At 64.6% G+C, this 25,497-nt stretch carries 20 protein-coding genes; 12 read left to right on the top strand and 8 right to left on the bottom strand.

All coding sequences use genetic code 11. The features are described 5' to 3' along the window. Nucleotides 1-172 precede the first annotated feature (172 nt). The gene (hrpA, locus tag AC1DE1_RS13055) at nt 173-4,255 is read left to right on the top strand and encodes an ATP-dependent RNA helicase HrpA (RefSeq protein WP_477176227.1); all 4,083 of its coding nucleotides are present in this window, start codon (nt 173-175) and stop codon (nt 4,253-4,255) included. A gap of 87 nt (nt 4,256-4,342) precedes the next feature. On the opposite strand, the gene AC1DE1_RS13050 is transcribed toward hrpA, so the two are convergent. Then, a complete protein-coding gene (locus AC1DE1_RS13050) occupies nt 4,343-4,819 on the bottom strand; it encodes a hypothetical protein (protein WP_477176226.1) in 477 nt (158 codons plus the stop codon). A gap of 383 nt (nt 4,820-5,202) precedes the next feature. Between AC1DE1_RS13050 and AC1DE1_RS13045 the strand changes: the two genes are divergently transcribed. From AC1DE1_RS13045 to AC1DE1_RS13025, 5 genes are all read left to right on the top strand, one after another. Continuing rightward, nucleotides 5,203-7,338: a RelA/SpoT family protein gene (locus AC1DE1_RS13045; RefSeq protein ID WP_477176225.1), complete on the top strand. Its 2,136-nt coding sequence runs from the start codon at nt 5,203-5,205 to the stop codon at nt 7,336-7,338. A 75-nt stretch (nt 7,339-7,413) separates the two neighbouring features. Beyond that, the gene (locus tag AC1DE1_RS13040) at nt 7,414-9,138 is read left to right on the top strand and encodes a tetratricopeptide repeat protein (protein ID WP_441603069.1); all 1,725 of its coding nucleotides are present in this window, start codon (nt 7,414-7,416) and stop codon (nt 9,136-9,138) included. A gap of 1 nt (nt 9,139) precedes the next feature. After that, on the top strand, nt 9,140-9,985 hold the full coding sequence (locus tag AC1DE1_RS13035) for an SDR family oxidoreductase (RefSeq protein ID WP_477176224.1): 846 nt from the start codon (nt 9,140-9,142) through the stop codon (nt 9,983-9,985). A 192-nt stretch (nt 9,986-10,177) separates the two neighbouring features. Continuing rightward, nucleotides 10,178-12,505 (top strand): penicillin-binding protein 1B, encoded by a 2,328-nt coding sequence (gene mrcB / locus AC1DE1_RS13030; RefSeq protein ID WP_477176223.1) that lies wholly within the window; start codon nt 10,178-10,180, stop codon nt 12,503-12,505. A 2-nt stretch (nt 12,506-12,507) separates the two neighbouring features. Beyond that, nucleotides 12,508-13,038, top strand: coding sequence for a tetratricopeptide repeat protein (locus AC1DE1_RS13025; RefSeq protein ID WP_477176222.1), 531 nt, complete (start codon nt 12,508-12,510; stop codon nt 13,036-13,038). A gap of 25 nt (nt 13,039-13,063) precedes the next feature. Here AC1DE1_RS13025 and AC1DE1_RS13020 read toward each other — a convergent pair whose 3' ends face one another. The 3 genes from AC1DE1_RS13020 to AC1DE1_RS13010 all read right to left on the bottom strand — a co-directional run bounded on the left by AC1DE1_RS13020 (nt 13,064) and on the right by AC1DE1_RS13010 (nt 14,389). Beyond that, a complete protein-coding gene (locus AC1DE1_RS13020; RefSeq protein ID WP_477176221.1) occupies nt 13,064-13,489 on the bottom strand; it encodes a PIN domain-containing protein in 426 nt (141 codons plus the stop codon). After that, the gene (locus AC1DE1_RS13015; protein WP_477176220.1) at nt 13,489-13,743 is read right to left on the bottom strand and encodes a type II toxin-antitoxin system Phd/YefM family antitoxin; all 255 of its coding nucleotides are present in this window, start codon (nt 13,741-13,743) and stop codon (nt 13,489-13,491) included. The genes AC1DE1_RS13020 and AC1DE1_RS13015 overlap by 1 nt, the downstream gene beginning before the upstream one ends. A gap of 229 nt (nt 13,744-13,972) precedes the next feature. Further along, nucleotides 13,973-14,389, bottom strand: coding sequence for a helix-turn-helix domain-containing protein (locus tag AC1DE1_RS13010; RefSeq protein ID WP_477176219.1), 417 nt, complete (start codon nt 14,387-14,389; stop codon nt 13,973-13,975). A 170-nt stretch (nt 14,390-14,559) separates the two neighbouring features. On the opposite strand from AC1DE1_RS13010, the gene AC1DE1_RS13005 reads away from it, so the two are divergent. After that, entirely contained in the window at nt 14,560-17,583 is a 3,024-nt protein-coding gene (locus AC1DE1_RS13005) for a TonB-dependent receptor (protein WP_477176218.1), read from the top strand. A gap of 201 nt (nt 17,584-17,784) precedes the next feature. On the opposite strand, the gene AC1DE1_RS13000 is transcribed toward AC1DE1_RS13005, so the two are convergent. Further along, a complete protein-coding gene (locus AC1DE1_RS13000; RefSeq protein ID WP_441603058.1) occupies nt 17,785-18,165 on the bottom strand; it encodes a VOC family protein in 381 nt (126 codons plus the stop codon). Between the two features lie 75 nt (nt 18,166-18,240). Between AC1DE1_RS13000 and AC1DE1_RS12995 the strand changes: the two genes are divergently transcribed. Beyond that, nucleotides 18,241-20,169 (top strand): ATP-dependent DNA helicase, encoded by a 1,929-nt coding sequence (locus tag AC1DE1_RS12995; protein ID WP_477176217.1) that lies wholly within the window; start codon nt 18,241-18,243, stop codon nt 20,167-20,169. Between the two features lie 164 nt (nt 20,170-20,333). Continuing rightward, complete coding sequence (locus tag AC1DE1_RS12990; protein ID WP_441603056.1) at nt 20,334-20,702, top strand: VOC family protein; 369 nt, start codon at nt 20,334-20,336, stop codon at nt 20,700-20,702. A 2-nt stretch (nt 20,703-20,704) separates the two neighbouring features. Here the strand turns inward: AC1DE1_RS12990 and AC1DE1_RS12985 are convergent, their stop codons facing one another. Together AC1DE1_RS12985 and AC1DE1_RS12980 are read right to left on the bottom strand one after the other, a co-directional pair. Continuing rightward, nucleotides 20,705-21,508 (bottom strand): helix-turn-helix domain-containing protein, encoded by an 804-nt coding sequence (locus AC1DE1_RS12985; RefSeq protein ID WP_477179108.1) that lies wholly within the window; start codon nt 21,506-21,508, stop codon nt 20,705-20,707. A gap of 93 nt (nt 21,509-21,601) precedes the next feature. Next, nucleotides 21,602-21,973, bottom strand: coding sequence for a nuclear transport factor 2 family protein (locus AC1DE1_RS12980; protein WP_441603054.1), 372 nt, complete (start codon nt 21,971-21,973; stop codon nt 21,602-21,604). 185 nt (nt 21,974-22,158) lie between these two features. Between AC1DE1_RS12980 and creD the strand changes: the two genes are divergently transcribed. Then, nucleotides 22,159-23,502 carry a cell envelope integrity protein CreD gene (gene creD / locus AC1DE1_RS12975; protein WP_477176215.1) on the top strand — a complete coding sequence of 448 codons (1,344 nt, stop codon included), beginning with the start codon at nt 22,159-22,161 and terminating at the stop codon, nt 23,500-23,502. Further along, a complete protein-coding gene (gene tsaB, locus AC1DE1_RS12970; protein ID WP_477176214.1) occupies nt 23,499-24,188 on the top strand; it encodes a tRNA (adenosine(37)-N6)-threonylcarbamoyltransferase complex dimerization subunit type 1 TsaB in 690 nt (229 codons plus the stop codon). Before creD ends, tsaB begins: the two co-directional genes overlap by 4 nt. Nucleotides 24,189-24,211: 23 nt before the next feature. Here the strand turns inward: tsaB and AC1DE1_RS12965 are convergent, their stop codons facing one another. Next, nucleotides 24,212-24,598, bottom strand: coding sequence for an ArsR/SmtB family transcription factor (locus AC1DE1_RS12965; protein WP_441603051.1), 387 nt, complete (start codon nt 24,596-24,598; stop codon nt 24,212-24,214). 112 nt (nt 24,599-24,710) lie between these two features. Between AC1DE1_RS12965 and AC1DE1_RS12960 the strand changes: the two genes are divergently transcribed. After that, nucleotides 24,711-25,457, top strand: coding sequence for a glucose 1-dehydrogenase (locus AC1DE1_RS12960; RefSeq protein ID WP_441603050.1), 747 nt, complete (start codon nt 24,711-24,713; stop codon nt 25,455-25,457). The last annotated feature ends 40 nt before the right edge of the window (nt 25,458-25,497 follow it).

The following is a 25,497-nucleotide window of genomic DNA, read 5'->3' as shown; positions in this document are numbered from 1 at the left end:
ACCCTGTTTGAACGGCTTACTGCAAGGAGTTGGCGTCGCCGCCGGCGCATATCGAGGTTTGCGCGGCAAGCTGCCGCAGTCCGTCGCCCTCTGCGAGCCGTTACCGGCAGGACGGCTGTGTTCTTTTGAGCGGTCCCGCACTAGCCCCTCTGCGGCTATCATCTGCGGTCCGATGACCCCGACCGCATCCAACGCCGCCTCCACCGACGCGCGACTGCGTCCGTTGCGCCAGACGCTCGACGACGTATCGACCCGCGACCAAGGCCGCCTGCTAAGCCGGTGGCGCGAGCTGTCGCGCCGGTTCGACGAGAAAAAGCTGGCTGCGCTTACCCGCGATATCGACGCTTCCGTTGCCCGCCGCAAGGCGCGTGCGGATGCCAAGCCGGCGATCCGGCTGGATGAATCGCTGCCGATCACTGCGCGCGCCGAGGAAATCGTCGAGCTGATCCGCAAGCATCAAGTGGTGGTGATCGCCGGCGAAACGGGTTCGGGCAAGACCACCCAATTGCCCAAGCTCTGCCTGGCGGCGGGACGTGGCGAAGCGGGCATGATCGGCTGTACCCAGCCGCGCCGGCTGGCTGCGCGTTCGGTGGCTCGCCGCGTGGCCGAAGAGCTGGCGACCCCGCTGGGCGAGCAGGTCGGTTTCCAGGTGCGCTTCAACGACCAGGTGTCCGATCGCACCTTGGTCAAGTTCATGACCGACGGCATCCTGCTTGCGGAAACGCAGGGCGACCCGTGGCTGAGCGCGTACGACACCATCATCATCGACGAGGCACACGAACGCAGCCTCAACATCGATTTCCTGCTGGGATATCTGAAGCGACTGGCGGTGAAGCGTCCGTCGCTGAAGATCATCGTCACCTCGGCCACCATCGATACCGAACGTTTCGCGGAACACTTCAGCGGCGCGCCCATCGTGTCGGTGGAAGGGCGCGCCTATCCGGTGGAAGTGCGCTGGCGCTCCGTCGACGAGGTGGCCGCACGGCGTGGCCAGCGGGCGGGCGATCTGCAGCAGGGTGGCGCCGACCATGTGGCCGCCGTGCTCGATGAGATCACCCATGACGACCCGCGCGGCGATGTGTTGATCTTCCTGCCCGGCGAGCGCGAAATCCGCGACGCGCATTTGCTGCTCTCGCGACGCCAGTACCGCGAGACCGAAGTGATGCCGCTGTACGCGCGTCTGTCGGCGGGCGATCAGGATCGCGTCTTCAAGCCGGGCATCAAGCGCCGCGTGGTGCTGGCCACCAACGTCGCCGAAACATCGCTCACCGTACCCCGCATTCGCTATGTGATCGACACGGGCCAGGCGCGCGTCAAGCGTTACAGTCAGCGCAGCCAGCTCGAGCGCCTGCACGTGGAGCCGATTTCGCGGGCCGCCGCCGACCAGCGTAAAGGTCGTTGCGGTCGCGTGGGTCCAGGCACTTGCTACCGGTTGTACGACGAGGCCGATTTCGAGAGCCGCGCCGCCTACACCGATCCCGAATTGCTGCGCTCCTCGCTGGCCAACGTCATCCTGCGCATGCTGGCGCTGCAGTTGGGCGAAGTGGAGGACTTTCCGTTCCTCGAAGCGCCCGATCCGCGCGTAGTGGCGGACGGCTATCGGCGCCTGGCGGAAATTTCCGCCATCGACGATGCACGGCGATTGACGCCCACCGGCCGCACGGTCGCCAAGCTGCCGATCGACGTGCAGCTGGCGCGCATGCTGGTGGAGGCGCAGCAGCTGCACAGCCTGCGCGAAGTGCTCGCCATCGTGTCCTTCCTCAGCATCCAGGATCCCCGAGAGCGGCCGGCGGATGCGCGCCAGCAGGCCGATGCGGCGCATGCGGCATTTTCGGATCCGAAATCCGATTTCGTTGGTGTGCTCAATCTGTGGCGCGACTACGGCAAGGCGCACGAAGACCTCACGCAGTCCAAACTGCGCGACTGGTGTACGCGGCACTTCCTCAGCTTCATGCGCATGCGCGAATGGCGCGAGCTGCACCGGCAGTTGTTGCTGGTGGTGCAGGAGCTGGGGTGGAAGCTGGATGCAGTGACGTCGCGAGAAGCCATCACTTCTCCCTCTCCCCGCCGGGGAGAGGGCCGGGGTGAGGGGCCAACCTTGCGGGGCGCGACAAAGGCGACGGCTGTTGCCGTAGAAAAGAAAAGTGACAGGAAAGGGTCGGGCGAGCACCCGCCACTCACCCCAACCCTCTCCCCGGAGGGGAGAGGGAGCAAGGGCGACGACGAGGCCGCGAAGCAGTACGAAGCCATCCATCGCAGCCTGCTCGCCGGCCTGCCCACCCAGGTGGGCCACAAGGACGAGAAGGGCGTCTATCGCAGCACGCGCGAACGCCGCTTCCAGGTGTTCCCTGGTTCGTCACTCTCGAAAGTGCCGCCCAACTGGATCTTCGCGGGACAAATCCTCGATGTCGGCGGTCGCGTGTGGGGCATGATGTGCGCACGCGTCGAGCCGCTATGGATCGAACAGCAGGCCGCGCATCTCTTGCGCGCGTCCTGCCGTGACGCGCACTGGTCGCGCAAGCGCGGCCACGTGGTCGCGTACGAGCAGGTGAGTTTGTTTGGGCTCACCCTGGTCGAGCGTCGGCCGGTCACCTTCCAGAAACAGGATCCCGCGCTCGCGCACCAGATCTTCCTGCGCGAAGCCCTGGCCCGTTGCGATATCGACGCGCGCGCTGACTTCATCCGCGCCAACCAGCGGGTGTTGGAAGATGCGCGCGGCATCGAGGCCAAGCAACGCCGCGAAGGCTTGCTGCGCCATGAAGACGAGCTGGTCAGCTTCTTCGAGGGCAAGCTGCCGCAGGACATCGCCGACAGTCGGGCATTGGATGCGTGGTATCGCAAGGCGCGTCCGGCTGAACAGGCTGCACTGCGCTGGTCGCTTGATGATGTGATGAGCGGTGGTGCGGGCCTTGATCCCAAGGCATTCCCTGCGTCGTTGGATGTGCCGCCACAGAAGTACCGTCTCGAATACCGATTCGTCCCGGGCGACGATGCAGATGGCGTCACCCTGCATCTGCCGCTGGCCATGTTGAACGCTTTGCCCGCCGCGCGCTGCGAATGGCTGGTACCGGGTCTGCTCGCTGAAAAAATCGCCGAGCTGATACGAGGACTGCCCAAAGCCTTGCGACGAAACTTCGTGCCGGCACCGGATTTCGCACGCGCCTTCGTCGAAGCCGAAGCGCCGCGCGACGAGTCGCTGACCAAGGCGCTTGCTGTGTTCCTCAAGCGCGCCACCGGCGTCGATATATCGGCGCCCGAATTCGATCAGGTGATGCTGCCTGCGCACTTCCGCATGCGCTATCGCCTGCACGACGAAAACGGCAAGACGCTGGCGACCGGGCGCGACCTCGCCGCCATCCGCGCGCAATGGGAAGGCCAGGCGCGCGAGGCGTTTTCGCGCAAGACCGATATCGAGCTCACCCGTGAAGACATCGCCAGCTGGGACTTCGAAGAAATTCCACAGCAGGTGCGCTCGACCGGTGGCCTGCTCGCATTCCCGGCGCTGGTCGACCTGGGCGACGCGGTGGCGCTGCGCGTGTTCGAGCGCAGCGACGAGGCACGCGAAGCGCACGTGCAAGGCGTGATTCGCCTGTTGCGCAACGCCTTGGCCACCGACATGAAACAGGCGCGTCGTCGCCTGCCGGTCGGCAATCCGCTCGCATTGAAATACGCGCCAATCGGCGGCGTGGACGGCCTGCGCGAGGATCTGGTCGAAGGCGGCTTGCAGGACCTGCTGTCACGCTACCAGCTCAATGTGCGCACTGCCGGGGCGTTCGAGGCGTTGCACACGCAGGCAGCCCGCGAACTGTTTGGCGCAGCCGTCGAGCGATTGAAGTTGGCCGAGCCCATCATCGAGGCGCAGGCTGATCTGAAACCCTGGCTGCAACCACCGCTGATGGGTTTTGCGCGGGCCAGCTATGACGATCTGCGCGAACAGCTTGATGCGCTGCTCACGCCCGGCTTCCTGCGTGATCTACCGACATCACGGCTGGCGCACTATCCGCGCTATCTCAAGGCTATGCGTTTGCGTGCCGAGCGCCTGCGCCAGGATCCGGCCAAGGATCAGCAACGACTGCTGCAGGTGCTGCCGTTCTGGCGCGATTACCTCAAGCATCGCGCCGCCGGTACCGAAGCGCTGGATGAACTGCGCTGGCTGATCGAAGAGTGGCGCGTGTCGCTGTTCGCGCAGGAGTTGAAGACGGCCGAGCCGGTCTCGGCCAAGCGCCTGATGCGCGCGCTGGAAAACCTCGCCTGAGTCATCATTTGTGGGAGCGCACCCTGTGCGCGACGCGTGAACATCGCCACGCCAATCGCGCACAGGGTGCGCTCCTACAGGCGAGATTTACTTCACGCGACTCATCGGCGCAGTGTCATTGCAACCGTCCACCGCCGCCATCCAGTTGCCCATCAGCGAGCGGCGGATGGCGATCTTCGGATTCTCGCTGGACATGCAGGACACGCGGGTGCTGTCGCTCTGCTGCCACACCTGGTTGTTGTCGAGGGTGACCTGGGTATGGCCGGTAAAGCCCGTGAACGAACCCTGCACATGCGCCTGCACCGGGCCGGCTTTTTCGGTGGTGGGATAGAACACCGGCTTGCCGCTCTGGTCGACCACCTTGGTCACGACCTTGCCGTGTCCGCTCAGCCAGTTGTCGAGGTTGCTCAGTTCATCCGGCGACAGTTTGTCCAGGCCCGCCGCCTTGAATTCCTCCGGCGACATGCGCTGCTGCAGCGGTACGTACTGGTCGGCAGCGAAAGCGACGGAGGGAACGGCGAGAGCGACACTCATCAGCAACAGCAGCGAACGGGCCAGACGCATGGGGTAGTCCTCTAGGGGCAAGGGGTGAAGCGTTGCTGGCGCAGCATACACGGCATGAATCGCCGGTTCATGCAGGCGCCGGGAAACCAGGGTGACTGCACTAGGGACGCTCTGGCCTATTGCACATGGGCGTCACCGTCTCTGTCTGCCCGCAGATGGGTGTTGCGACGACGAAGGCAGGCTGGTGGCCTGTCGAGTCGGCGCGACGCACAGCTGCGGGCAGACAGAGACGGCCCTCCGGGTGATCTCCAGAGCGTGCGCAGGGCGCGATGCGCGTCTTGCCCAGGCAACCAGCCTGGGCCGCGACACACCTCGCGCCCTGCGCACGCTCTGGAGTCATGCCGCCCATGTGCAATAGACCAGAGCGTCCCTAGAATAGCCGCATGGTTCAAGCCGTCCTCCATGCAAGCTCGGGTCTCGCCGAGTGGCGCGAACGCGCCGGCAGCGTGCCGCCCGTGCTGGGCGAGGCGCTGGACACGTGCGCGGTGCTGCCCATGAACCAGGCCGAATGCGTCGACGTGCTGGAGCTGCTGGCCATGCTGGGCTGCGATGCCCAGACCCAGGCCGCCGCCCTCTGGTTCGAGGTGTCGCGGATCGATCCGGCCCTGTGGGCCTTGCGCGAGGCCGGGCTGCCGCCCGAGCTGCAACGGCTGGTCAGCGGCCAGCTCGCCGCGGAAAAAGTATGGGCGCTGCATGCCCAGCACGGCACCGACCGTGGCGCCGAAGGGCTGCGCCGCCTGTTGCTGGCGATCATCCGTGACTTGCGCGTGGTGTTCATCCTGCTGGCACGCCAGCTGGCGCACATGCGCGCGGCGAGCAGCCTGCCGGACAACGAGCGCCAGGAGCTGGCGCGCCTCACGCAGGACATCCACGCACCGCTGGCCAATCGCCTCGGTATCTGGCAGTTGAAGTGGGAGCTGGAGGATCTGGGCTTCCGCTACCTGCAACCGGAAACCTACAAGCGCATTGCGCGGCTATTGGACGAACGTCGCGTCGATCGCGAAGACTTCATCCGAGAATCGCTGGATGCATTGCAGGGCTCGCTGGCGGCGGCCGGCATCCGCGCCGAACTCGCCGGCCGGCCGAAACACATCTATTCGATCTGGAAGAAGATGCAGCGTAAGGCGCTGGAGTTCTCCGATCTCTACGACATCCGCGCCATTCGCGTGCTGGTGGATTCGGTTGGCGATTGCTACGGCGCGCTCGGCGTGGTGCATACGCTGTGGCCGCATCTGCCGGGTGAGTTCGACGATTACATCGCGCGCCCCAAGGGCAACGACTATCGCTCGCTGCATACGGCGGTGATCGGGCCGCGCGGCAAGACGCTGGAAGTGCAGATCCGCACGCACGAGATGCACCGCATCAACGAGCTTGGCGTGGCCGCGCACTGGCGCTACAAGGAAGGCGGCGCCGGCGACAGCGAGTTCGAGGCGAAGATCGCCTGGATGCGCCGCCTGCTGGAACCGCGTCCGGACAGCGAAGGCGATCTGGCCGCCGAACTGCATACCGAGTTGCTGGAAGATCGCGTCTACGTGCTCACGCCCAAGGGCGAAGTGGTAGACCTGCCTCACGGCGCCACGGTGCTGGATTTCGCTTATCACGTGCACACCGAGGTGGGTCATCGCTGCCGCGGGGCCAAGGTCAACGGACGGATCGTGCCGCTGACGTTCCAGCCTTCCAGTGGCGATCGCATCGAGGTGCTGACGGCGAAAGTGGCCGAGCCCAGTCGTGACTGGCTGTCCTCGCATCACGGTTATCTGCATACCTCGCGCGCCAAGGAAAAAGTGCGCACGTGGTTCCGTCGCATTGCGCACGATGCCAATCTCGCCGCCGGGCGTGCGATCTTCGAAAAGGAGATCAAGCGGCTTGCGCTGCCCGCAGCGGACCTGGGCAAGTTGCCCGCGCATTTCCATCTGAAGACGCACGACGAATTACTGGTGGCGCTGGCGCTCGGCGACGTGGCGCCTGGCCAGATCGCACGCGTGTTGCAAGAAGCGGCAGCGCCACCGCCTGCCGCGCCGCCGCCCTCGGCTGCCGCGCAGGCAAGGCAGGCGCTGCGCGATCACAGCGCGCTGAGCATCGAGGGTGTCGGCAACCTGCTCACCACGCTTGCACGCTGCTGCCAGCCATTGCCCGGTGATCCGGTGCGCGGCTTTGTGACGCGCGGCCGCGGCGTGTCCGTGCATCGTGCCGATTGCGCCAGCCTGGCACGGCTGGCGCGGCGCGATCCGGATCGGGTGATCGAGGTGGAGTGGGGCAAGGCTGCCGCCCGGGCCTATGAAGTGGACATCGAGTTGAGCGGCTATGACCGCAAAGGCTTGCAGAAGGACGTCACCAGCCTGATCAGCAACATGGGCACGCACATCATCGCCTCGTCCAGCCGGCTGCTGGGCCACACCGGCGAAGTGGAGATGCGCTTCACCCTGCGTGTACGCGACTTCGAACAGCTGTCGGGCCTGCTGAGCCGGCTGGTGGCGCTGCCCAACGTGGTCGACGCACGCCGCGTCAGCGGAGCCTGAACACTGCGCGTTCTCAACCGGGAGCGGTAGCGGCGCAATGTTAAGCTGCCCACGTTAACCCACCTTCGTGAACCCATGAACGGACGCAAAGACCAGCACGACCACGGGGTGTCGGGCCGCACCGAGCCCACCCTTGGCAACCTCGACAGCCTGGACGGGCCGGCGCCCCAGTCCCGGGAGGACGACGGGCTGCCCAAGTTCACGCTGGATCCCGACCTGCGTCGCGGCGGGTCGTCGCGCCCGCCGGTGCATCGTCCCAAGCGCCGGGGCTGGCTGGTGCCGGTGGTAGTGCTGATTGCCATCGGCATCGGTACCTCGCTGTGGATCGGCCAGGACAGGCTGCGCGGCTTGGTGCCGAACACCGAACTGGACGGCATCCTGGGGCGCGCGGAAACGGCGCTGCAGGAAGGCCATCTGGATGGCAACGACGGCAGCAGCGCGCGTGAGTTGTTCGAAGCGGCGCGTGCCCTCCAGCCGGACAACGACCGCGCCCGCGACGGGCTGCGCAATGTGGGGCAGGCCGAGATCGCGCGAGCGGATGCCGCACTGCAGGCCCACAAGCTGGACGAAGCGGATCAGGCGCTCACCGCGGCGCGCGAACTGCTCGGTGGCGGCAGCGATGTCGATCGGCTGACCCAGGCCTTGGCGGCGGCGCGCAACGGTGCGGTGCCTACTGATCGCCTGGTGGATCAGGCCCAGCAGGCGTTCGCCGCGGGCAAGCTCGAAGGAGACGATGGCGCAGGCGAGCTGTATCGCCGCGTGCTGGCGGCCGATCCCAACAACGCCGTGGCCAAGCATGGCCTGGAACAGGTCGGCGACGCGATCGCCGGCCAGGTACACAAGGCGCTCGATGCAGGCGATCGCGCGCAGGCGGCGACCCTGGTCGATCGTCTCGCCGTGCTGCTGCCCAATTACGCGGAACTGCCCGCGCTGCGTGCGGCGCTGGTGCAAGAGAACCAGCAGAACAACGGCGCCCTCAGCGATGCCATCAAGCAAGGCCAGGACGCGTTGCGCGATGGCCGCATCGTGGGTCCCGGCGAGGACACCGCGCTGGCGCACTTCAAGGCGGCGCTGGCGATCGATCCGGACAACGCCGATGCCAAGGCCGGCATGGGCCAGGTCGCGCAGGCGCTGATCGTGCAGGCCAATGCCGCCGCCGAAAACGCCGACCCTGCGCATGCGCGCCAGTTGCTGGATCAGGCAGCAGCCATCGCGCCGCATTCGGCCGACCTGGCGGCGGCGCGTGCCCGCATCGGTGGCGAAGGGCGCAAAGCAAACTCAGCGCAGGTCGCCAACGACATCGCCAGCGATGTCGCAGCCGACAGCAACGACAACCTGCAGCATCCGCCGCTCACGCCGCAGCAAAGCGCTGAACTGGCCCGCACCATCCAGCGCGCCGATGCGGCCGCGCGGCAGGGCAACCTTATGCTGCCCCCGGGCGAGAGCGCCTATGACCTCTACCGCCAGGCCCTGGCCATGGACGGCAACAATGAAGCGGCGCGTCACGGGCTGGAGTCGCTGTCCGGCGTGGCCGTCCAGCAGTTCAACCAGGCGCTGGCCAGCGGCAATCTTCCAGCCGCAGGCAATCGACTCGCCGACCTGGCCGATCTCTCGCCGGGCAGCGCCAGCCAGGGCGAGCTGCGTAACCGTCTCGCCGGTGCATGGATGGACCAGGCCGAACGGGAATTGCAGAACGGCGATCGCGCCAGCGCGGCGCAGGCGCTCGATAGCGCACGCAAGCTTGCACCCGGCAATCCGCGCCTGGCGACGTTGACGGCGCGCCTGCAATCGGGCGGCTGATATGACGGTGCTTGTGTTCGGGGCCAGCAGTCAGATTGGCCATTTCCTGCTGCCGCGGCTGCGTGCGCGTGGCGAATCGGTGCTCGCCCTGAGTCGCCAGTCGCGGCCGGCGCAAGCCGGCGTCCATTGGCTGCAAGGTGCGCTGCCCGGCCCGCTCTTCGACGTGGGCCGCCCCACGGCCGTGATCAACTTCGGCCCGCTGAATCTGTTTGCCCAATGGCTGGCGTCGGCCGGGCTGCCGGCGGCCACGCGCGTCATCGCCACCAGTTCGATGAGCGCCGAGTCCAAGCAGGCCTCGGATGTGCCCGCCGAGCGCGAGCTCTCGCAGTCGCTGCGCGATGGCGAACTTGCCGTCGCCGCCGCATGCGACCGCCAAGGCATGCCTTGGACTATTTTCCGGCCGACGCTCATCTATGGCGCCGGCATCGACAAGAGCCTGACGCCGATCGCGCGTCGCGCCAGTCGGCTGCACATCTTTCCGCTGCCGGCCGGCAGCGGCCTGCGCCAGCCGGTGCATGCGGACGATATTGCCGCCGCCGTGGTGGCTGCCCTCGATCATCCCGAAGCGGCTGGCTTGATCGTGCCGCTGGGTGGCGGCGAACGGCTCACCGCGGGTGAGATGTTCGCGCGCGTGCGCCGCAGCCTGACCACGTCCACCGTGCCGGTGCCGATTCCGGCCACGCTGCTGCGCCTGGGACGCTACGCCGTGCCGCGTCTGCGCGGCCCGTTGACACGGTTGGAAGCCGACCTGATCGCCGACAACAGCGATTTGCAACGGCTGCTGGGCGTCTCGCCCCGTCCGTTCCGGCCCGACGCAACCTGCTGGGAACCGCAGCCCCCTTTGTAGGAGCGCACTTGTGCGCGACCGCCGCCGGTAGGCGGCTCCGAGGCGGACCGGTCGCGCACAAGTGCGCTCCTACAACCCTGGCGACGCCTCACCGGTGCCCGCTACTCGCCAGAAATCCCCGCCCGCGTTCAGATGCCCGCCGGGAAGCAGGCCCTATGATCCCGGAGCCTCCCTGTTCAGGATTGCCCCTACTTGGACTTCATGACCCGTCTCCGCTCGATCTTCAGTGCCGTCTGGCCCTGGATCCGCATTCCGTTCTGGGTCTGCATGGGACTGCTGTTCGGCTTCGTGCTGCCGTACACGATGGTGCTCAACAAGCGCGTGCAGGATCGCTTCAACGATCTGGTGTTCGCCGTGCCCACGCGCATCTACGCCAGGCCGCTGCCGTTGTCGGCAGGTACGCCGATGACGCCGGGGACGCTCGAACTCGAACTGACCTTCGCCGGCTATAGCAACGACGGCCACGCCGACGTGGCCGGGACCTGGATGAAGGAGGGCAGCAGCTACACCATCGCTTCGCGCGGCTATGCCGGCCCGGACGGCGGCGAAGTACCCAAGCGCATCCGCGTCGCGCTGGGCAAGGGGCAGGTGGCCAGCGTCAAGGATCTGGCCAACGGCAAATCCATCGAGATGACCCATCTCGATCCCGCGCGCATTGCCACGGTGTACGGCTCGCAGCAGGAAGAGCGCCGCATCGTGCGCCTCAGCGACGTGCCCCCGCTTTTGCTGGGCGGCCTGCAGGCAGTGGAAGACCGCGACTTCAAGCATCACTTCGGCATCGATCTCACCGCCATCCTGCGCGCGACGTTCGCCAACCTGCGCGCCGGCCACACGGTGCAGGGCGGTTCGACGCTGACGCAGCAGCTCGTGCGCAACCTGTTCCTTGATCGCGAGCAGCATGTTTCGCGCAAATTGAACGAAGCGCTGATGTCCATCCTCATCGAAGCGCATTACGACAAGAGCCGCATCCTCGAGGCCTACGTCAACGAGGTATTCCTCGGCCAGCAGGGCGGCCAGGCCGTGCACGGTTTTGCCGCGGCGTCGGAGTTCTACTTCGGCCGGCGCATGGAAGATCTCAAGCCACAGGAAATGGCGCTGCTGATCGGCATGGTGAAGGGGCCGAGCTACTACGATCCGCGCCGCTATCCGGATCGCGCGTTGTCGCGCCGCAATCTTGTGATCGACCAGTTCACCGAAACCGGCTTGATCACGGCCGAGCAAGCCAACGGTTACAAGGCGGCGCCGCTGGGCATCGTCAGCAACGGACAGCTGCCGCACAATCGATTCCCGGCCTTCATGGACCTGGTGCGTCTGCAAACCACCGCGGACTTCGACGACGAGACGCTGTCCAACGGCAACCTGAGCATCTTCACCACGCTCGACCCGGCAGCACAGGTGTACGCCGAACAGGCGATCACCACCACCTTGGGCGGACTGGGCAAGCGTGGCGAGGCGGCGCAGGCTGCAGCGGTGGTGACCGAAGCACAGACCGGCGCGGTACTCGCCATTGTCGGCAGCAAGGTGCCGGGTGATCAGGGCTTCAATCGCGCGCTCGATGCAAAACGCCAGATCGGTTCGCTGGTGAAGCCGCTGGTCTATCTGGTGGCGCTGACCAATCCGGAACGATGGAACCTCGCCAGTCCCGTCGAGGATTCGCCCATCAGCATGCGCCAGCCCGACGGCAGTTTCTGGACGCCCAAGAACGACGAAGGCGATGTGCACGGCGCGGTGCCGATGGTCGACGCGCTGGTGCATTCGTGGAATCTCGCCACGATCAATCTGGGCATGAACATCGGCGTGTCGCGCATCAAGGCGTTTCTCGAATCGTTTGGTCTCACCAACGTCAACCCGAGTCCCTCGTTGTTGATCGGCGCCGTCGACATGTCGCCGCTGCAGGCCACCCAGCTCTATCAGTACATCGCCGCCGATGGCCATGCGCTGCCGCCGCTGGCGGTGCGCGGCGTGGTGGATGCGCGCGGCCAGACCATCAAGCGCTACGAAGTGAAGACCGGTGCCGGCGAATACCAGCCGGCGGTGCGGCTGGTGACCTGGGCCATGCAGCAGGTCACGCGCTCGGGCACGGCCGCGTCCATCGGCAGTTCGGGCCTGGCCTATCTCAATGCGGCGGGCAAGACCGGTACCAGCAACGACATGCGGGACAGCTGGTTCGCCGGTTTCACCGGTGATCACCTGGCGGTGTTCTGGATGGGCCGCGACGACAACAAGCCCAGCGGCATGTACGGTGCCACCGGCAGCCTGCGCGCGTGGCAGGAGCTGTTCAAGAAATTGCCCACGCGCCCACTGCCGGCGGCGCCGGGCCAGGGCCTGGAAATGGCGTGGATCAACCCCGCCAACGGCAAGCGTTCGGAAGAGGGTTGCGAAGGAGCGCGGCAGGTGCCGGTGGTCGCCGGTACACTGTCACAGGACGCCGAAGGCTGCTTCTGGCAGCACGTCGGCAATTTCTTCAGCGGCGGCGACGGATCCCCTGCGCCGGCATCCTCCGCTCCTATCCGGGATTGATCATGTTTGCTCGTGCCCTTCGTCTTTCCGCCGCGCCCGCCTCGTTGGCCGTCCTCTTGCTCGCGGCATGCAGCCAGCCCACGGCGCCTTCGCAGGCCACGCGTCCGACCGTGTCCGACGATCAGATGCTGGCGGCCATCCACGCGGCCGGCGACAAAGAGAAATCGGCCATCGACGTGAACCCGCTGCGCGATCCGGGCGTGGCCTCGCTGCAGGACGCCGCCGAAGGCGACCTGCGCGTCGGCAAATACAATGAAGCCGCCACCAAACTCGACCAGGCGCTGAAGATCAGCCCCAGCTCGCCGGACCTGCTGCAGGACCGCGCCGAGCTGGCCATCCGCCTGAAGGATTACGCCAACGCCGAGCAGCTGGCCCACCGCTCATGGGATCTGGGTCCGAAGCTGGGCCCGTTGTGTGCACGCAACTGGCAGACCATTGCCGAGCTGCGCCAACACGCCGGCGACGATGCCGGCGCCGCCGCTGCGAGCAAGAGCGTGGGGCAGTGCCATGTGGAAGGGATGCAGCGGTACTGAGCGAGGCGACAGCCCTCATGCATGGCTAAGACTCCCATGTCCATGGATTGATGATGTTGACGCGGGACGCGACAAAGTCGGTCACGTTTCGCGTCACCACCGTCATTCCGTGCACAAGCGCCGTAGCGGCAATGAAACTGTCCCGCAGCGATTGCGGATGGGGGATGTGCAGCTTCGCGCTTCGCTGCGCAACGGCGGTGTCGACGGGCAGGACGCGGCCAGCGAATGCCGGCAACACGTGACTATTCAGCCATGCGCGAAGCACTGCACCCTGTGAGGGGTCTCTGCGCTCGGCCAGCAAAGCGCCAAATTCCAGTTCCTGGATCGTGATCGCGGAAACGAACAGGTCGGCAACATCCACGCTATCGGCCCACTGCGCTACACACGAATCGGCCTTGCCACTACGCACCTTGCGTAGTTCAGAAACGACGTTGGTGTCGAGAACAAGCATCAGGACAAGTCTGCTGGTCGAGCGATGTCGCCCGGCCGCGGGATGTCCAGCTCGATGTCCTCGACGCCGGGCATGGCCAACAGATCGGCAATCTTCTGACGCCCCCCTGTAAGGCGCTGGTATTCCTCGATGCTCAACAGCACATGCGCCGGCTTGCCTCGATCCGTGATGAACACTGGGCCCCCCTTGGTGGCCTTCTTGGCCTTCGTGACGTCCTGATTGAGCTCCCGGCTCGATAGGGTCGTGATCGCCATGATGGCGCTCCTGCAGGTTATTTGTAGTTACGTTACTACAATAACCCGAGTCATCGCTCAGATCGCCAAATCAATGTGTTACACACCGCCAAGAACCGCAGAGGCTAGCCTCTTGCCGGCCCGCGGAGGAATGGGACTTCCGCCTCGATGCACTGCAGGCTCTGGCTGAACCTTGATTTCGGCCCGCCCTTAGCCGTGCCTTCCGGCGGGTTGCGAACGAGGAACGGAGCTAGCCCTCGCTATCGGCCAGCAGTTGCACCAGGGCGTTGCGGCGACGGGCATTCAACTTGCGCATGGCGGTAATGACGGTGCGCTCCTGCTCGGTCAAGACCTTATAGGCGCCTCCCGGTTCGCGTACCTGCCCGGAAGATGGCAGGCGGCCCAGGATCAGCCAATCCAGGCTGCACTCGAACTCCTCCGCCACCTTGGCCAGCCGGGCCGTTTCGGGAAAAGCCTGTCCCTTGAACCACTGGCGCACGGCTTCTTTGGACACGTCAAAGCGCAACGACAGCGCCTTGTTGCGCGCACGGCCACCAGGGATGTCAGCCAAATCGCAGGCTTCTTTCAGTCGATCTGCGAAGCCTGAGTAGGTATCGATTGATTTTCTTGTAGGCAAGTTAAACCTGGCTTTGGTGAGTCCAATCACCAAGCCATTCTTGTGATTTTTGTAAGAAGAAGACCACGTTTGACTTGTTAAGCACGTTTTGATTGTCTGCTTCCCGCAGCGCGGAGGGCGCTGCATCCGGAGCGCGCTTGCGTTGGTGTCGACGACACCGACACGGACCGCTATCGCCTTTCACTGGGGAGCAACTCGAAATGATTTCTCGTAGCGGATCGCCTTCGTTCGATTTACGCCTGCTGGTGCTGGCCATCGCCCTGAGCCTGGGAAGTGCCAGTGTGCTGGCGCAGAGTACGGCGGGCGACATCTCAGGCACTGCGACTTACACCAGCGGCGAAGTCGTGATCATCAAGGGTCTGGATTCGGGTTTTTCCCGCTCGGTTGAGTTGGCCGCCGACGGAAAGTTTCGCGTGTCGTCGTTGCCCAGCGGCCGATATGAAGTACAGCTGTTGCGCGACGGCCATCGGCAGAACACCAGTCAGGTGACCGTGTTGGCCGGCCAGACCACGCAACTCGATCTCGGCACCGACGCTGCCCAGGCGACCCGCCTGAGCACCGTGACGGTCAATGCGCATGCGATCCCGTCCATCGACGTCAGCTCGTCGGAAACGCGTACCACCTTCTCGGCCTCGCAGCTCAACGCGCTGCCGGTGCCGCGCGACATCGTCAGCGTGGCGACGCTCGCTCCGGGCGTGACCAAGGGAAATGGCGTATTCGGCAACCTGCCGTCCTTCGGCGGCTCGTCGGTCGCCGAGAACAGCTATTTCGTCAATGGATTCAATGTCACCAATCTCTATAACAATTTGTCGTTCGGCAAAGTGCCGTTTCAGGCCATCGAACAGCTGGATGTGCAAACCGGCGGCTACGGGGCGCAGTACGGGCTGTCTACCGGTGGCGTGACCTCGGTCAATATCAAGCGTGGCACGAACGAGTGGAAGGGCGGTGTGAGTTGGACCACTGCTCCGAACTGGGCGCGAGAGAATGCACCCAACGTCAAGCGTGATAACGGCACGACCTTCCGCGACTACGATAAAAACAGCAGTAGCAGCAACACATACGACGCATGGTTGGGTGGCCCGCTGATCAAGGATCAGCTATTCCTCTTTGCATTGGGCGAGTTCACCAGGTCGAGCAGCACCACCTATAGCGCTTCTTCCACCACAAGCCTGAGCAATGCCAACTCGACGTCTACCGCAAACGACCTCACCACCAAGAGCCCGTACTGGGTAGTGAAGCTCGATTGGAATATCAACGATGCCAACCACGTCGAATACACCGGTTTCAACAATACGGACAGCAATACCTACAGCTACTACAACGCCCCCTATGTCGACGGCGTGCCATCCAAGACAACCTACAAGGGCGATCTTCACAGCAAGTTCGGTGGCCTGACGCAAATCGTCAAGTACACCGGCTACCTCACCGACGATCTGACGCTGACTGCTCAGTGGGGCAAGATGGACAGCGCCAATTCCACCTATACGGTCAGCCCGACCGGCATCACGACCCGCTACAACGGCGATATCAATGCACCGGCCTCCGGCTGCGCGTATACCGCGTACAACGGAACGCCATGGGGGCCAGCAACCTGTTCCCTTGCGAGTTCCGTCGATCTCTACGGAGGGAAGGATCAGCGCAAGGCGTGGCGCATAGATCTGGACTGGAAGCTCGGCGATCACGATCTCGGCGCCGGCTATTCCGACGAAACCTGGTCCTCGGCTGCGGGCAGCTCCTACTCGGGCGGCGCTTATCATTCCTACTACTCCAAGCCCACGGCGAAAGCGCCGGGTCTGGTGATGACGTACAACTTCCGTACGGGAGGTCGTATCGACGTCGACCAGAAGGCCTGGTACGTGGAAGACCATTGGCAGGCGACCGACAAGCTGCTGCTGTATGGCGGCCTGCGCAACGACAGCTTCAACAACAGGAACGGTGCCGGAGAAAGCTTCGTCAAACAGGAAAATATCTGGCAGCCGCGTCTGGGCTTTTCCTGGGACGTGATGGGTGATGCCTCGTTCAAGGTCGCAGGCAGTGCAGGTCGTTACTCCTTGCCGATCGCGGCCAACGTCGCCTTGCGCGCGGCGACGGCCTCGCTCTATACCGAAGACGACAGCCTCTACACGGCCATCAATCCCGACGGCTCACCGGTGTTGGTGGGCAAGTCCGGCAGCCAGGGCCATTACATCCTCAACGGTGAGGATGGCAGTACGCCCAATCCACGGGCGGTGGCCTCCAAGGATTTGAAGCCGTATGTGCAGGATGAGTACATCCTGGGTTTCCAGAAGAGCCTGCGCAGCGAAAATAGTTTTCTCGACAACTGGACCGTCGGCGTCAAGGCCACTTATCGAAACTTGCGCACGACGATCGACGACACCTGCGATTCGCGTCCGTTCTACGCGGAGGCAGTGAAGCAGGGCGTGGGCGATGCTTGGGACGACCAGTGGTCCGTTCCAACCGGCATGGGCGGCTGCTGGATCTACAATCCGGGAAGTGCGCTTACGTTGACGACCACACTGGACGGCTCGCCTCGCACGTTCAACGTGACGATCCCCGGCAGCACCTTGGGGCCGCGCGCCAAGCGTTCTTATCAAGGCGTGGTGTTCAGCGCCGAGAAGCAATCCGAGAAGTACTACGTCAACGCCTCCTACACTTGGTCCAAGAGCTACGGCAACACCGAGGGCCTGGTGAAATCCAGCAACGGCCAGGACGATACCGGCACCACGTCGGATTTCGATTTCCCGGAAATCATGGTCGGCGCCAATGGCTACCTGCCCAACGATCGCCGGCACGCCATCAAGCTCTACGGCGCTTACAAGTTCACGCCCGAGTGGTCGGCAGGCCTCAATTTGCTGGCGCAATCGGGTGCGCCGATCAGCTGCTATGGCGGTGGCGGCGGTACGCTGGGTACCCGCTTCGGCTATGGCGCGCAGTTCCATGTCTGCAACGGCGAAGTCAGCGCGGAGGGAACCTCGGGACGCACGCCGTGGCTGTGGACGGTCAGCCCGAACGTGATCTATCAGCCCTCGTGGGCAAAAGGCCTGAGCATGCAGCTCTCGGTGATCAACCTGTTCGACAACGACTCACCGACCTTTGTCTACGAACAGTACGAAACCATTTCCAACAGCGGGCGCAAAACGCAGTACACACACTACAAGCTGCCCAAGTACTTCAACACGCCGCGTTATGCGCGACTGCAGTTGCAGTACGACTTCACGCTGTAAGTCCTAAGTCGCCGATGACCGGCCCGTGGTGTCGGGCCTCGGCGAATGGAGTGACCTCCAGTCCTGGGGGCACCCTTGATGAAGCGTCACCCCGATCGCGCGTCGTCAAGGAAGCAAGCCGGATCCGCAAGGGCGGTGCACGCCAGGACCATTTGGCGTGCATCCGGGCGTGAGCTTGCCGGGTCGATCTTGCGAGGGCAGCTAGGCCCTGGCGCGCTCTTCCATCAGGCCCACCAGATTCCCGTCGGGATCGCGCAGAAAGGCCAGCCATAGCGTGTGGTCGGATAGCTCCGCGGTCGCCTGCGGCTCGCGTTCGCCCACCGCGCCGTGATCGAGCAGGGCGCGAAAACTGTGCTCGATGTCCGGGACCTTGAAGTAGAGGATGGAATTGCTGCCAACGTTGCCGTGGCCCTGGGGTGTCGACAGCATCAACCGTATGCCGCCCGCATCGAGAAACGCCAGGTTGGTGGCGGGGCGGAACAGGAAGGGCAGCTCGAGGATGTCGCGATAGAACGACAGCGCTGCATCGACGTCGCTGACGGTGACAGCGATCTGGCCGATGCCGGTGATCCGTGAGGACATGGCGAGGCTCCACGGGTGGGAAGGGCACAGTCTAGAGTATTCGCGGATGCGACCGAGGTCGGCGATACTGGGCGGATGATCGATCACGAGGATGTTGCGGCGCTGCTGGGCACGGAAGGCCCCTTCGCCCGCGAGCTGCCCAATTTCGCCCCGCGCGCCGCCCAACAGGCGATGGCGCGCGCGGTGCAGCACGCCATCGCCGAGCGCGAGACGCTAATTGCCGAGGCGGGCACGGGCACGGGCAAGACCTTCGCTTATCTTGTGCCCGCACTGCTGTCCGGCGAGCGCGTCATTGTGTCGACCGGCACCAAGGCGCTGCAGGACCAGCTGTATTTCCGCGACCTGCCGCGCATGCGTTCGGTGCTGGATGTGCGCCTGAAAACAGCCTTGCTCAAGGGGCGCTCCAACTACCTGTGTCTCTACCGGCTGGATCAGACCGTGCGCGAAGGCGCGACTTTTGATCGCGCCCAGGCTTCCCAGCTGGCGGCGATCCGCGCCTGGTCGGCGCGCACGCGGCGCGGCGATCGCATGGAGCTGGCCGAAGTGCCGGAAGAATCGCCGATGTGGCCGCGCGTCACCTCCACCCCGGAAAACTGCCTGGGCGTGGAGTGTCCGTTCTACGACGATTGCCACGTGATCAAGGCGCGACGCGAGGCGCAGGAAGCCGAGCTGGTGGTGGTCAATCATCACCTGCTGTTCGCCGACCTGGCGCTCAAGCAGGAAGGGTTCGGCGAGATTCTTCCCGGTGCCAGCGCGTTCATCCTGGACGAGGCGCATCAAATCCCCGAGCTGGCGGGCCAGTTCTTTTCGCAGAGCCTCAGCGCACGTCAGCTCACCGATCTGGCACAGGACAGCCTGAGCGAATGCAATGGCGTCACCGGCGCCATCGGCTTGGTGCTTGAGCCGGTCGAGGCCATGCAGGACGCCGTGCGCAAGCTGCGGCTGAGCATGGATGGCCTGGCGGAGCGCGGGCCGTTCCATCAGCTGGAAAGCCATCGCGAGATCAGCGACAAACTGCACGAGCTGCGCGACGTGCTGGCGGCACTGACCGACGTGCTGGCCTCGCAGGCGGAACGTTCGCGCGGTTTCGCCAACGCGCACGAACGCGCTGCCTTGATGAGCGAACGGCTCGATCGCATCGCCGAGCGCGAAAGCGAACGGGACGTGCGCTGGTACGAGTTGTTTCCACGAGGCCTCGCCTTGCACGCAACGCCGCTGGATCTGGCCGCGCCCTTGCGGACGATGCGCGAGCAGACCCAGGCTGCCTGGATCTACACCTCGGCTACGCTGTCCGTGTCGTCCAGTTTCGACCACTTTGCACGGCAACTCGGTCTGGAAGATCCTCAGACATTGCAGGTGGAAAGTCCGTTCGACTACGCCAAGCAAGCGCTTTGCTACCTGCCTCCCGGATTGCCCGATCCCTCCGCGCGCGACTACACCGATCGTGTGATCGAGGCCGTGCTGCCGGTATTGCATGCATCGCATGGGCGCGCGTTTCTGTTGTTTACCTCGCATCGAGCGTTGCGTCGTGCCGCGGAGCTATTGCAAGAGCGCGTGCCGTGGCCGCTGTTCGTGCAGGGCACCGCGCCGCGGCATCGCTTGCTGGAAGAATTTCGCCAAAGCGGCCACGGCGTCCTGTTGGGTGCGGCCAGTTTCTGGGAAGGCGTGGACGTCGCCGGAGAAGCGCTCAGCGTGGTGGTGATCGACAAGCTGCCGTTCGCATCGCCCGATGATCCGGTCTTGCAGGCGCGACTCGAAGCACTTGAGCAGGCAGGCATCAACCCCTTCATGGGATGGCAGGTGCCCAGCGCGGTCATTGCGCTCAAGCAGGGCGCAGGGCGCCTGATTCGCGACGTGCATGATCGCGGCGTGCTGGTGCTGTGCGATCCGCGACTGACCAGCAAGGGCTATGGACGTCTGTTTCTCAACAGCCTGCCGCCCATGCCGCGCACCAAGGAGCTGGTCCAGGTGGCCGCCTTCTTCGACGACACCTCCCCCGGTTAACGAGAACCTTGTAGGAGCGCACCCTGTGCGCGACCGCGGCCCATCGATTTGCCCCGGTATCCGGCATGACCGCGCCCATGAGGTCTCGCCGTGGAAAGGCACTAGCCTCCAGCCTTTCCCCGAAAGATGATAGGCGTCTTACCCCCAGCGCAGAGGGCACCAACATGGCAAAGGTCATCGGACTCGGCGGCATCTTCTTCAAGTCGCGCGACGCCAAGGCGTTGAACGAGTGGTACGCCAAGCACCTGGGACTGCCCGTGCAGAAATGGGGCGGAGCCCGCTTCAATGAAGACTCGGCGCGCCCGGGCTACACACTCTGGTCACCGTTTGCGGCCGACACCACCCATTTCGCGCCCAGCACGCTGCCGTACATGATCAATTTCCGCGTGGATGATCTTGACGCACTGCTCGCCCAGCTGCGCGCCGACGGCGTGACCGTCGAGGACAAGGTGGAAGAGAGCGAATTCGGCCGCTTCGGCTGGATCATGGATCCGGAAGGCACGCGCATCGAACTGTGGCAGCCGCCGGCCTGAGCTTAAGTGCGGGCGGCTATCTCGCGCAGATGGTGCGCGGTCGCTTCGTCCGCGGGAACAAAAGCCTCCAGGGCGAGTTCGGCCAGCGTGATATCCATCGGCGTGCCGAATACCGTGGTGGTGCTCAGCATCGACAGCGTGACATCGCCCAGTGCCAGTTCCATGGGCACTGCGATGTCGCCGCTGAGTACGTGGAGTTCGTCGGCATCGTCGCCGGGATAGCTGCGCAATTCCTGAAGTAAGGCGACCAGCGCCGGGTCGTGCGTGGCATCGATCTGGCGACGCAAGCGATCGAGCAGGTGCGCCCGCCACACCGGCAGATTGCGGATATGCGGTGCCAGCCCATCGGGATGCAGGCTGAGGCGCAACACATTGATCGGCGGCTTGAGCCATTGCGGTACCAGTCCCGCCAGCATGCGCTGCGTGGCCTGGTTGCTTTCGATCAGATTCCAGTGGCGGTCGATGGCGAGCGCGGGATAGGGCTCCAGGCCTTTCAACAACAAGCGAATCGAGCCGCGCACCGCGGTAAACGCTGGATCGTCAAACGTGCGTTCGCGATAGACGGGTGCGAATCCCGCTGCCACCAGCAGTTGATTGCGTTCGCGCAAGGGGATCTCCAGATATTCCGCCAGCCGCAGGATCATGTCGCGGCTCGGTTGCGTGCGGCCCGATTCCATGAAGCTCAAATGGCGCGTGGAAATCTCCGCGCCGCTGGCCAGGTCGAGCTGGCTGAGTCGGCGATGGCGTCGCCACTCTCGCAGCAGGTCGCCCACTGGACGGGCAAGCGTGGAAACCGTGGCGCTCATGCATTACTCCGTCGTGCCTCGTTGCAGCAATGTTCCCACGAGGACGCATCGCCGGCCATGCCGGACGGCGGGGTTGCCGTCCGGCGATGAGACTTAGACCAGCTGCGGTACCTTGTCGAGAAAGCCGAACACCTGGCGAATGCGTCCGTCTTCCATCGCTGCAACATCGAAGCCGATCACCAGCGGTTCGTCCGCGCCCGGCGAGGCAAGATGCCAGTGGAAGCGCAAGGTGTCGTGATGCGCATCGACCACGCCCGCCAGCGCGAAGCGGTGACCCGGAAACATCTCCTGTACGGCAGCGACGGTGGCGTCGATCGCCTGCCAGCCCTTCGCGTCCACCATCGGATCGGTGTAGCGCGCATGTTCTGCGTAGACGTCTTCGATCAGGCTGCGGCGGCGCAGTGCGTCGGTTTCGTTCCAGCTGGCGATATAGCGTTCGGCAAGCGTGTGGGCGTGGTTGGTCATGGCATGTTCCTCCGTGGGTTGGTGTGGGAACAGCTTGCGACCGGCGCCGCATGGTTGCGATTACCTCAGGGGTAATGAGTTGCGCCCCGGTTCTGCCACAAGTTGCGCGCGAGTCGACAGCCAATCGCCCGCCCGATGGCCCGGAGGCATGTTTTCCTGCAGTCTCCGATGCTAAGGATGGGGCCATGGGACACTGGATGAAGAGCTGGACCGCCAAGGTGCTGGGCGTGGGCCTGCTGGCGCTGCTGATGTTGCTGCCGTTATGGAAAGTGCAGTCGCTGGTGGACGAGCGACAAGGCATGCGACGGGCGGCGATCGATCAGATTGCCCAGGGCTGGGGCGGCGAACAGGTACTCGGTGGTCTGGTGCTTGCCGTGCCATCGCACGAAAAGATCGCGATGACCGGCGGCGAACTGCGCGATGTGGCCGATACCACCCTGGTGCTTCCCGACACCGCCGACATGAGCATTGGAATGTCGGTGGACAAGCGCAGCTACGGCATCTATGAAGCGCCCGTGTTTGCTTCCACGGTCGAGCTGCACGGCAAATTCACTGCGGAAGATATCGCGCAGCAGCGCCAGATGGATAGCGCCGTCTGGCAGGATGGCAAGGCCGAATTGAGGCTCGCAGTCGGCGATCTGCGTGGCTTGCAGGAAGTCACCGAGTTGCTGGTCAACGGCAAACCGCAACGCTTCGCATCATCGGCGGCGACGATTGCCGGTGCGTCCTCCACAGTTGTTGTGCCACTCGATCTCGAGGCGCTGAACGGCCAGCCGATCGAGTTTTCCGTGAAGCTGAAGTTGGCGGGCACGCAATCGTTGCAGCTATTGCCGCTGGCGCGCACCACCGAGGTGACGATGCATGCGCCATGGCCCGACCCGAGTTTCATCGGCGCGGCTTTGCCGCTGGAGCGCACGGTGAATGCGCAGGGCTTTTCGGCGCGCTGGCATATGCTGGATCTCAATCGCAAGTTCGGCCAGTCGTGGCATGCGAGCGATGCGCGTATCGACAGCGCCGTGCATGACGCGGCCTTCGGCGTGGCGCTGTTCCAGCCGGTGGGTGTCTATCAGCGCAATGTGCGCGCGGGGAAGTACGGGCTGCTGTTCATCACGATGACCTTCGTGGCGTTCTTCCTGTTCGAAGTGCTCAAGCGTTTGCGCGTGCATCCGGTGCAATACCTGCTGGTGGGCGCGGCACTGACGACGTTCTATGTATTGCTTCTTGCCTTGTCCGAGCAGATCGGCTTTGGACTGGCCTATGCGGCGGCGGCGGGCGCGGTGGTGGCGATCGTGGGCGGCTACGCCATGGCGGTGCTCGGCGCGCGCCGTGCAGGGCTGTTGCTGGGCGGCTCGCTCGCCCTGGTTTACGCCATGCTCTACGTGGTGCTGGCGGCCGAGGAATACGCCTTGCTGATTGGCGCGATCGTCCTGGTGGTCACCGTGGCCCTGCTGATGTACCTGACCCGCCGCATCGACTGGTACGCCAGCATGCCTGCGGCGGCCGGCCCGGCTATCATGGAGCAGCCATGAATCTGCTCGCCATCGAAACCTCCACCGAAGCCTGCTCCGTCGCCCTGATCCATGGCGACGAAGTAGTCGCCCGCAGCGAAATCGCGCCACGCCGTCACGCCGAACTGGTGCTACCCATGGCCGATGCCCTGCTGGCCGAGGCCGGTCTGGGTCGGCACGCACTCGATGTGATCGCCGTGGGCCGCGGCCCGGGCGCCTTCACCGGCGTGCGCCTGGGCATTTCGCTCGCCCAAGGCATGGCGCTGGCGCTGGACGTGCCGGTGGTGACGGTGTCATCGCTGGCCGCGCTGGCGCTGGAAGCTCCTGAAGACGATGCGGCCATCCTGGCCGTGATCGATGCCCGCATGGGCGAGATCTACGCCGCAAGCTACCGACGCGACGACAACGGCGGGCTCATCGAGCTCGATGAAGAACGCGTCTGCATGCCCGCCGCGCTGAGCTTGTCGGTATCGCCGGCATGGCACGTGGTCGGCACCGGTTGGAGCACCTATGCGGACGTGCTGCGTCCGCATCTCACCGGCGAACTGCGCTCCGCGCAAGGCGCGCGCTATCCGCAGGCGCGCCATGTAGCCGAGCTCGCTGCACGCGAATTCCTGGCGGGTCGCGCCGGCGCGCCGGAACACGCCTTGCCGGTGTATCTGCGCGACAAAGTCGCGCTGACGCTGGTAGAGCAGGGCAAGGCCTGAGCTTGCTCCTTGCGGCGGCTGACTCAGCCGCCGTGCACGCCTTCGCCAACGACGAGCTTGGGCGCAGCATCTTGCTTGCGTGCAGCGCACTGGATGCTCTGGGCGTGTTTGATTGCGGGCAGCAATCCCGGAAAACGTTCTTCGATTTCCGCGCAACGCGTGGTGTTGAGCATTTCCACGCCGCGGCGTTCGCTGCGTATCAGGCCGGCTTCGCGCAGCGCACGAAAATGCTGTGACAGCGTGGACTTTGGAATGCAGCGGTTTTCCAGCTTGAGAAATACGGAGCAGCTGTTCGCGCTGTCCGCACAGGACAGTTGCCAATATATGGTGGCGCGCACCGGATCGGAGAGGGCATGCAGGATGCCTTCGACGGTGACATCGTCAATGGATGGGTGGGTCAGGGGCCTCATGTGCTCATTTTAGCAGCACTTGAAATCTAGTTCTTAAGTTCGTATGTTACGAACTATGGGACAACAACTTGTCCCAAGCCCTTCTACACACAAACCTGAACAGGTATCCGTCATGAGCAAGCTCAAAGGTAAAGTGGCTGTTGTTACCGGCGCATCCAAGGGTATTGGTGCCGCCATCGCCAAGGCGCTGGCCGCCGAAGGCGCTTCGGTGGTCGTGAATTACGCCTCCAGCAAGGCCGGCGCGGATGCCGTGGTCGCCGAAATCACCAAGGCTGGCGGCAAGGCCGTGGCCGTGGGTGGCGACGTTTCCAAGGCAGCTGATGCGAAGGGCCTGGCGGATGCAGCCGTGTCGAACTTCGGCCGTCTGGACATCCTGGTGAACAACTCGGGCGTCTATGAATTTGGCGCGTTGGACGCCATCACCGAGGAGCACTTCCACAAGCAGTTCAACGTAAACGTGCTTGGCCTGTTGCTGACCACGCAGGCCGCGGCTCGTCACATGAAGGACGGCGGCAGCATCATCAACATCGGCTCGCTGGTCTCGCGCATCGTGCCGGCCGAAAGCGCGGTGTATACGGGCACCAAGGGCGCCGTGGACGCGATCACCGGCGTGCTGTCGCGTGAGCTTGGCCCGCGCAAGATCCGCGTCAACGCGGTGAATCCGGGCATGGTGGAAACCGAAGGCACTCACACCGCCGGCTTCATCGGTTCGGACTTCCATCAGGGCGCCATTGCGCAGACCCCGCTGGGCCGCATCGGCCAGCCGGACGACATCGCCTCCATCGTGACCTTCCTGGCCTCCAACGACTCCTACTGGCTCACCGGCGAACAGCTCTACGCCGGCGGCGGCATGCGCTGATCCATCGCGCTTAGCTGTATGACGCACCCCGGTGTGGGCC

The sequence above is a fragment of the Dyella sp. 05T440 genome (genome assembly GCF_056395965.1).
The sequence above is the reverse complement of the archived record's forward strand: the minus strand, read 5'-3'. Positions and strand labels throughout refer to the sequence as shown.

Excerpts from the sequence above, each read along its gene's own strand:
- hrpA (WP_477176227.1), top strand. The coding sequence starts at position 173 with ATGACCCCGACCGCATCCAACGCCGCCTCCACCGACGCGCGACTGCGT.
- AC1DE1_RS13035 (WP_477176224.1), top strand. The coding sequence starts at position 9,140 with ATGACGGTGCTTGTGTTCGGGGCCAGCAGTCAGATTGGCCATTTCCTG.
- AC1DE1_RS12965 (WP_441603051.1), bottom strand. The coding sequence starts at position 24,598 with ATGAGGCCCCTGACCCACCCATCCATTGACGATGTCACCGTCGAAGGC.
- AC1DE1_RS13025 (WP_477176222.1), top strand. The coding sequence starts at position 12,508 with ATGTTTGCTCGTGCCCTTCGTCTTTCCGCCGCGCCCGCCTCGTTGGCC.
- AC1DE1_RS12995 (WP_477176217.1), top strand. The coding sequence starts at position 18,241 with ATGATCGATCACGAGGATGTTGCGGCGCTGCTGGGCACGGAAGGCCCC.
- AC1DE1_RS13040 (WP_441603069.1), top strand. The coding sequence starts at position 7,414 with ATGAACGGACGCAAAGACCAGCACGACCACGGGGTGTCGGGCCGCACC.
- AC1DE1_RS13005 (WP_477176218.1), top strand. The coding sequence starts at position 14,560 with ATGATTTCTCGTAGCGGATCGCCTTCGTTCGATTTACGCCTGCTGGTG.
- creD (WP_477176215.1), top strand. The coding sequence starts at position 22,159 with ATGGGACACTGGATGAAGAGCTGGACCGCCAAGGTGCTGGGCGTGGGC.
- AC1DE1_RS13020 (WP_477176221.1), bottom strand. The coding sequence starts at position 13,489 with ATGCTTGTTCTCGACACCAACGTCGTTTCTGAACTACGCAAGGTGCGT.
- AC1DE1_RS12985 (WP_477179108.1), bottom strand. The coding sequence starts at position 21,508 with ATGAGCGCCACGGTTTCCACGCTTGCCCGTCCAGTGGGCGACCTGCTG.
- AC1DE1_RS12980 (WP_441603054.1), bottom strand. The coding sequence starts at position 21,973 with ATGACCAACCACGCCCACACGCTTGCCGAACGCTATATCGCCAGCTGG.
- AC1DE1_RS12960 (WP_441603050.1), top strand. The coding sequence starts at position 24,711 with ATGAGCAAGCTCAAAGGTAAAGTGGCTGTTGTTACCGGCGCATCCAAG.
- AC1DE1_RS13000 (WP_441603058.1), bottom strand. The coding sequence starts at position 18,165 with ATGTCCTCACGGATCACCGGCATCGGCCAGATCGCTGTCACCGTCAGC.
- AC1DE1_RS13015 (WP_477176220.1), bottom strand. The coding sequence starts at position 13,743 with ATGGCGATCACGACCCTATCGAGCCGGGAGCTCAATCAGGACGTCACG.
- tsaB (WP_477176214.1), top strand. The coding sequence starts at position 23,499 with ATGAATCTGCTCGCCATCGAAACCTCCACCGAAGCCTGCTCCGTCGCC.
- AC1DE1_RS13050 (WP_477176226.1), bottom strand. The coding sequence starts at position 4,819 with ATGCGTCTGGCCCGTTCGCTGCTGTTGCTGATGAGTGTCGCTCTCGCC.
- AC1DE1_RS13045 (WP_477176225.1), top strand. The coding sequence starts at position 5,203 with ATGGTTCAAGCCGTCCTCCATGCAAGCTCGGGTCTCGCCGAGTGGCGC.
- AC1DE1_RS12990 (WP_441603056.1), top strand. The coding sequence starts at position 20,334 with ATGGCAAAGGTCATCGGACTCGGCGGCATCTTCTTCAAGTCGCGCGAC.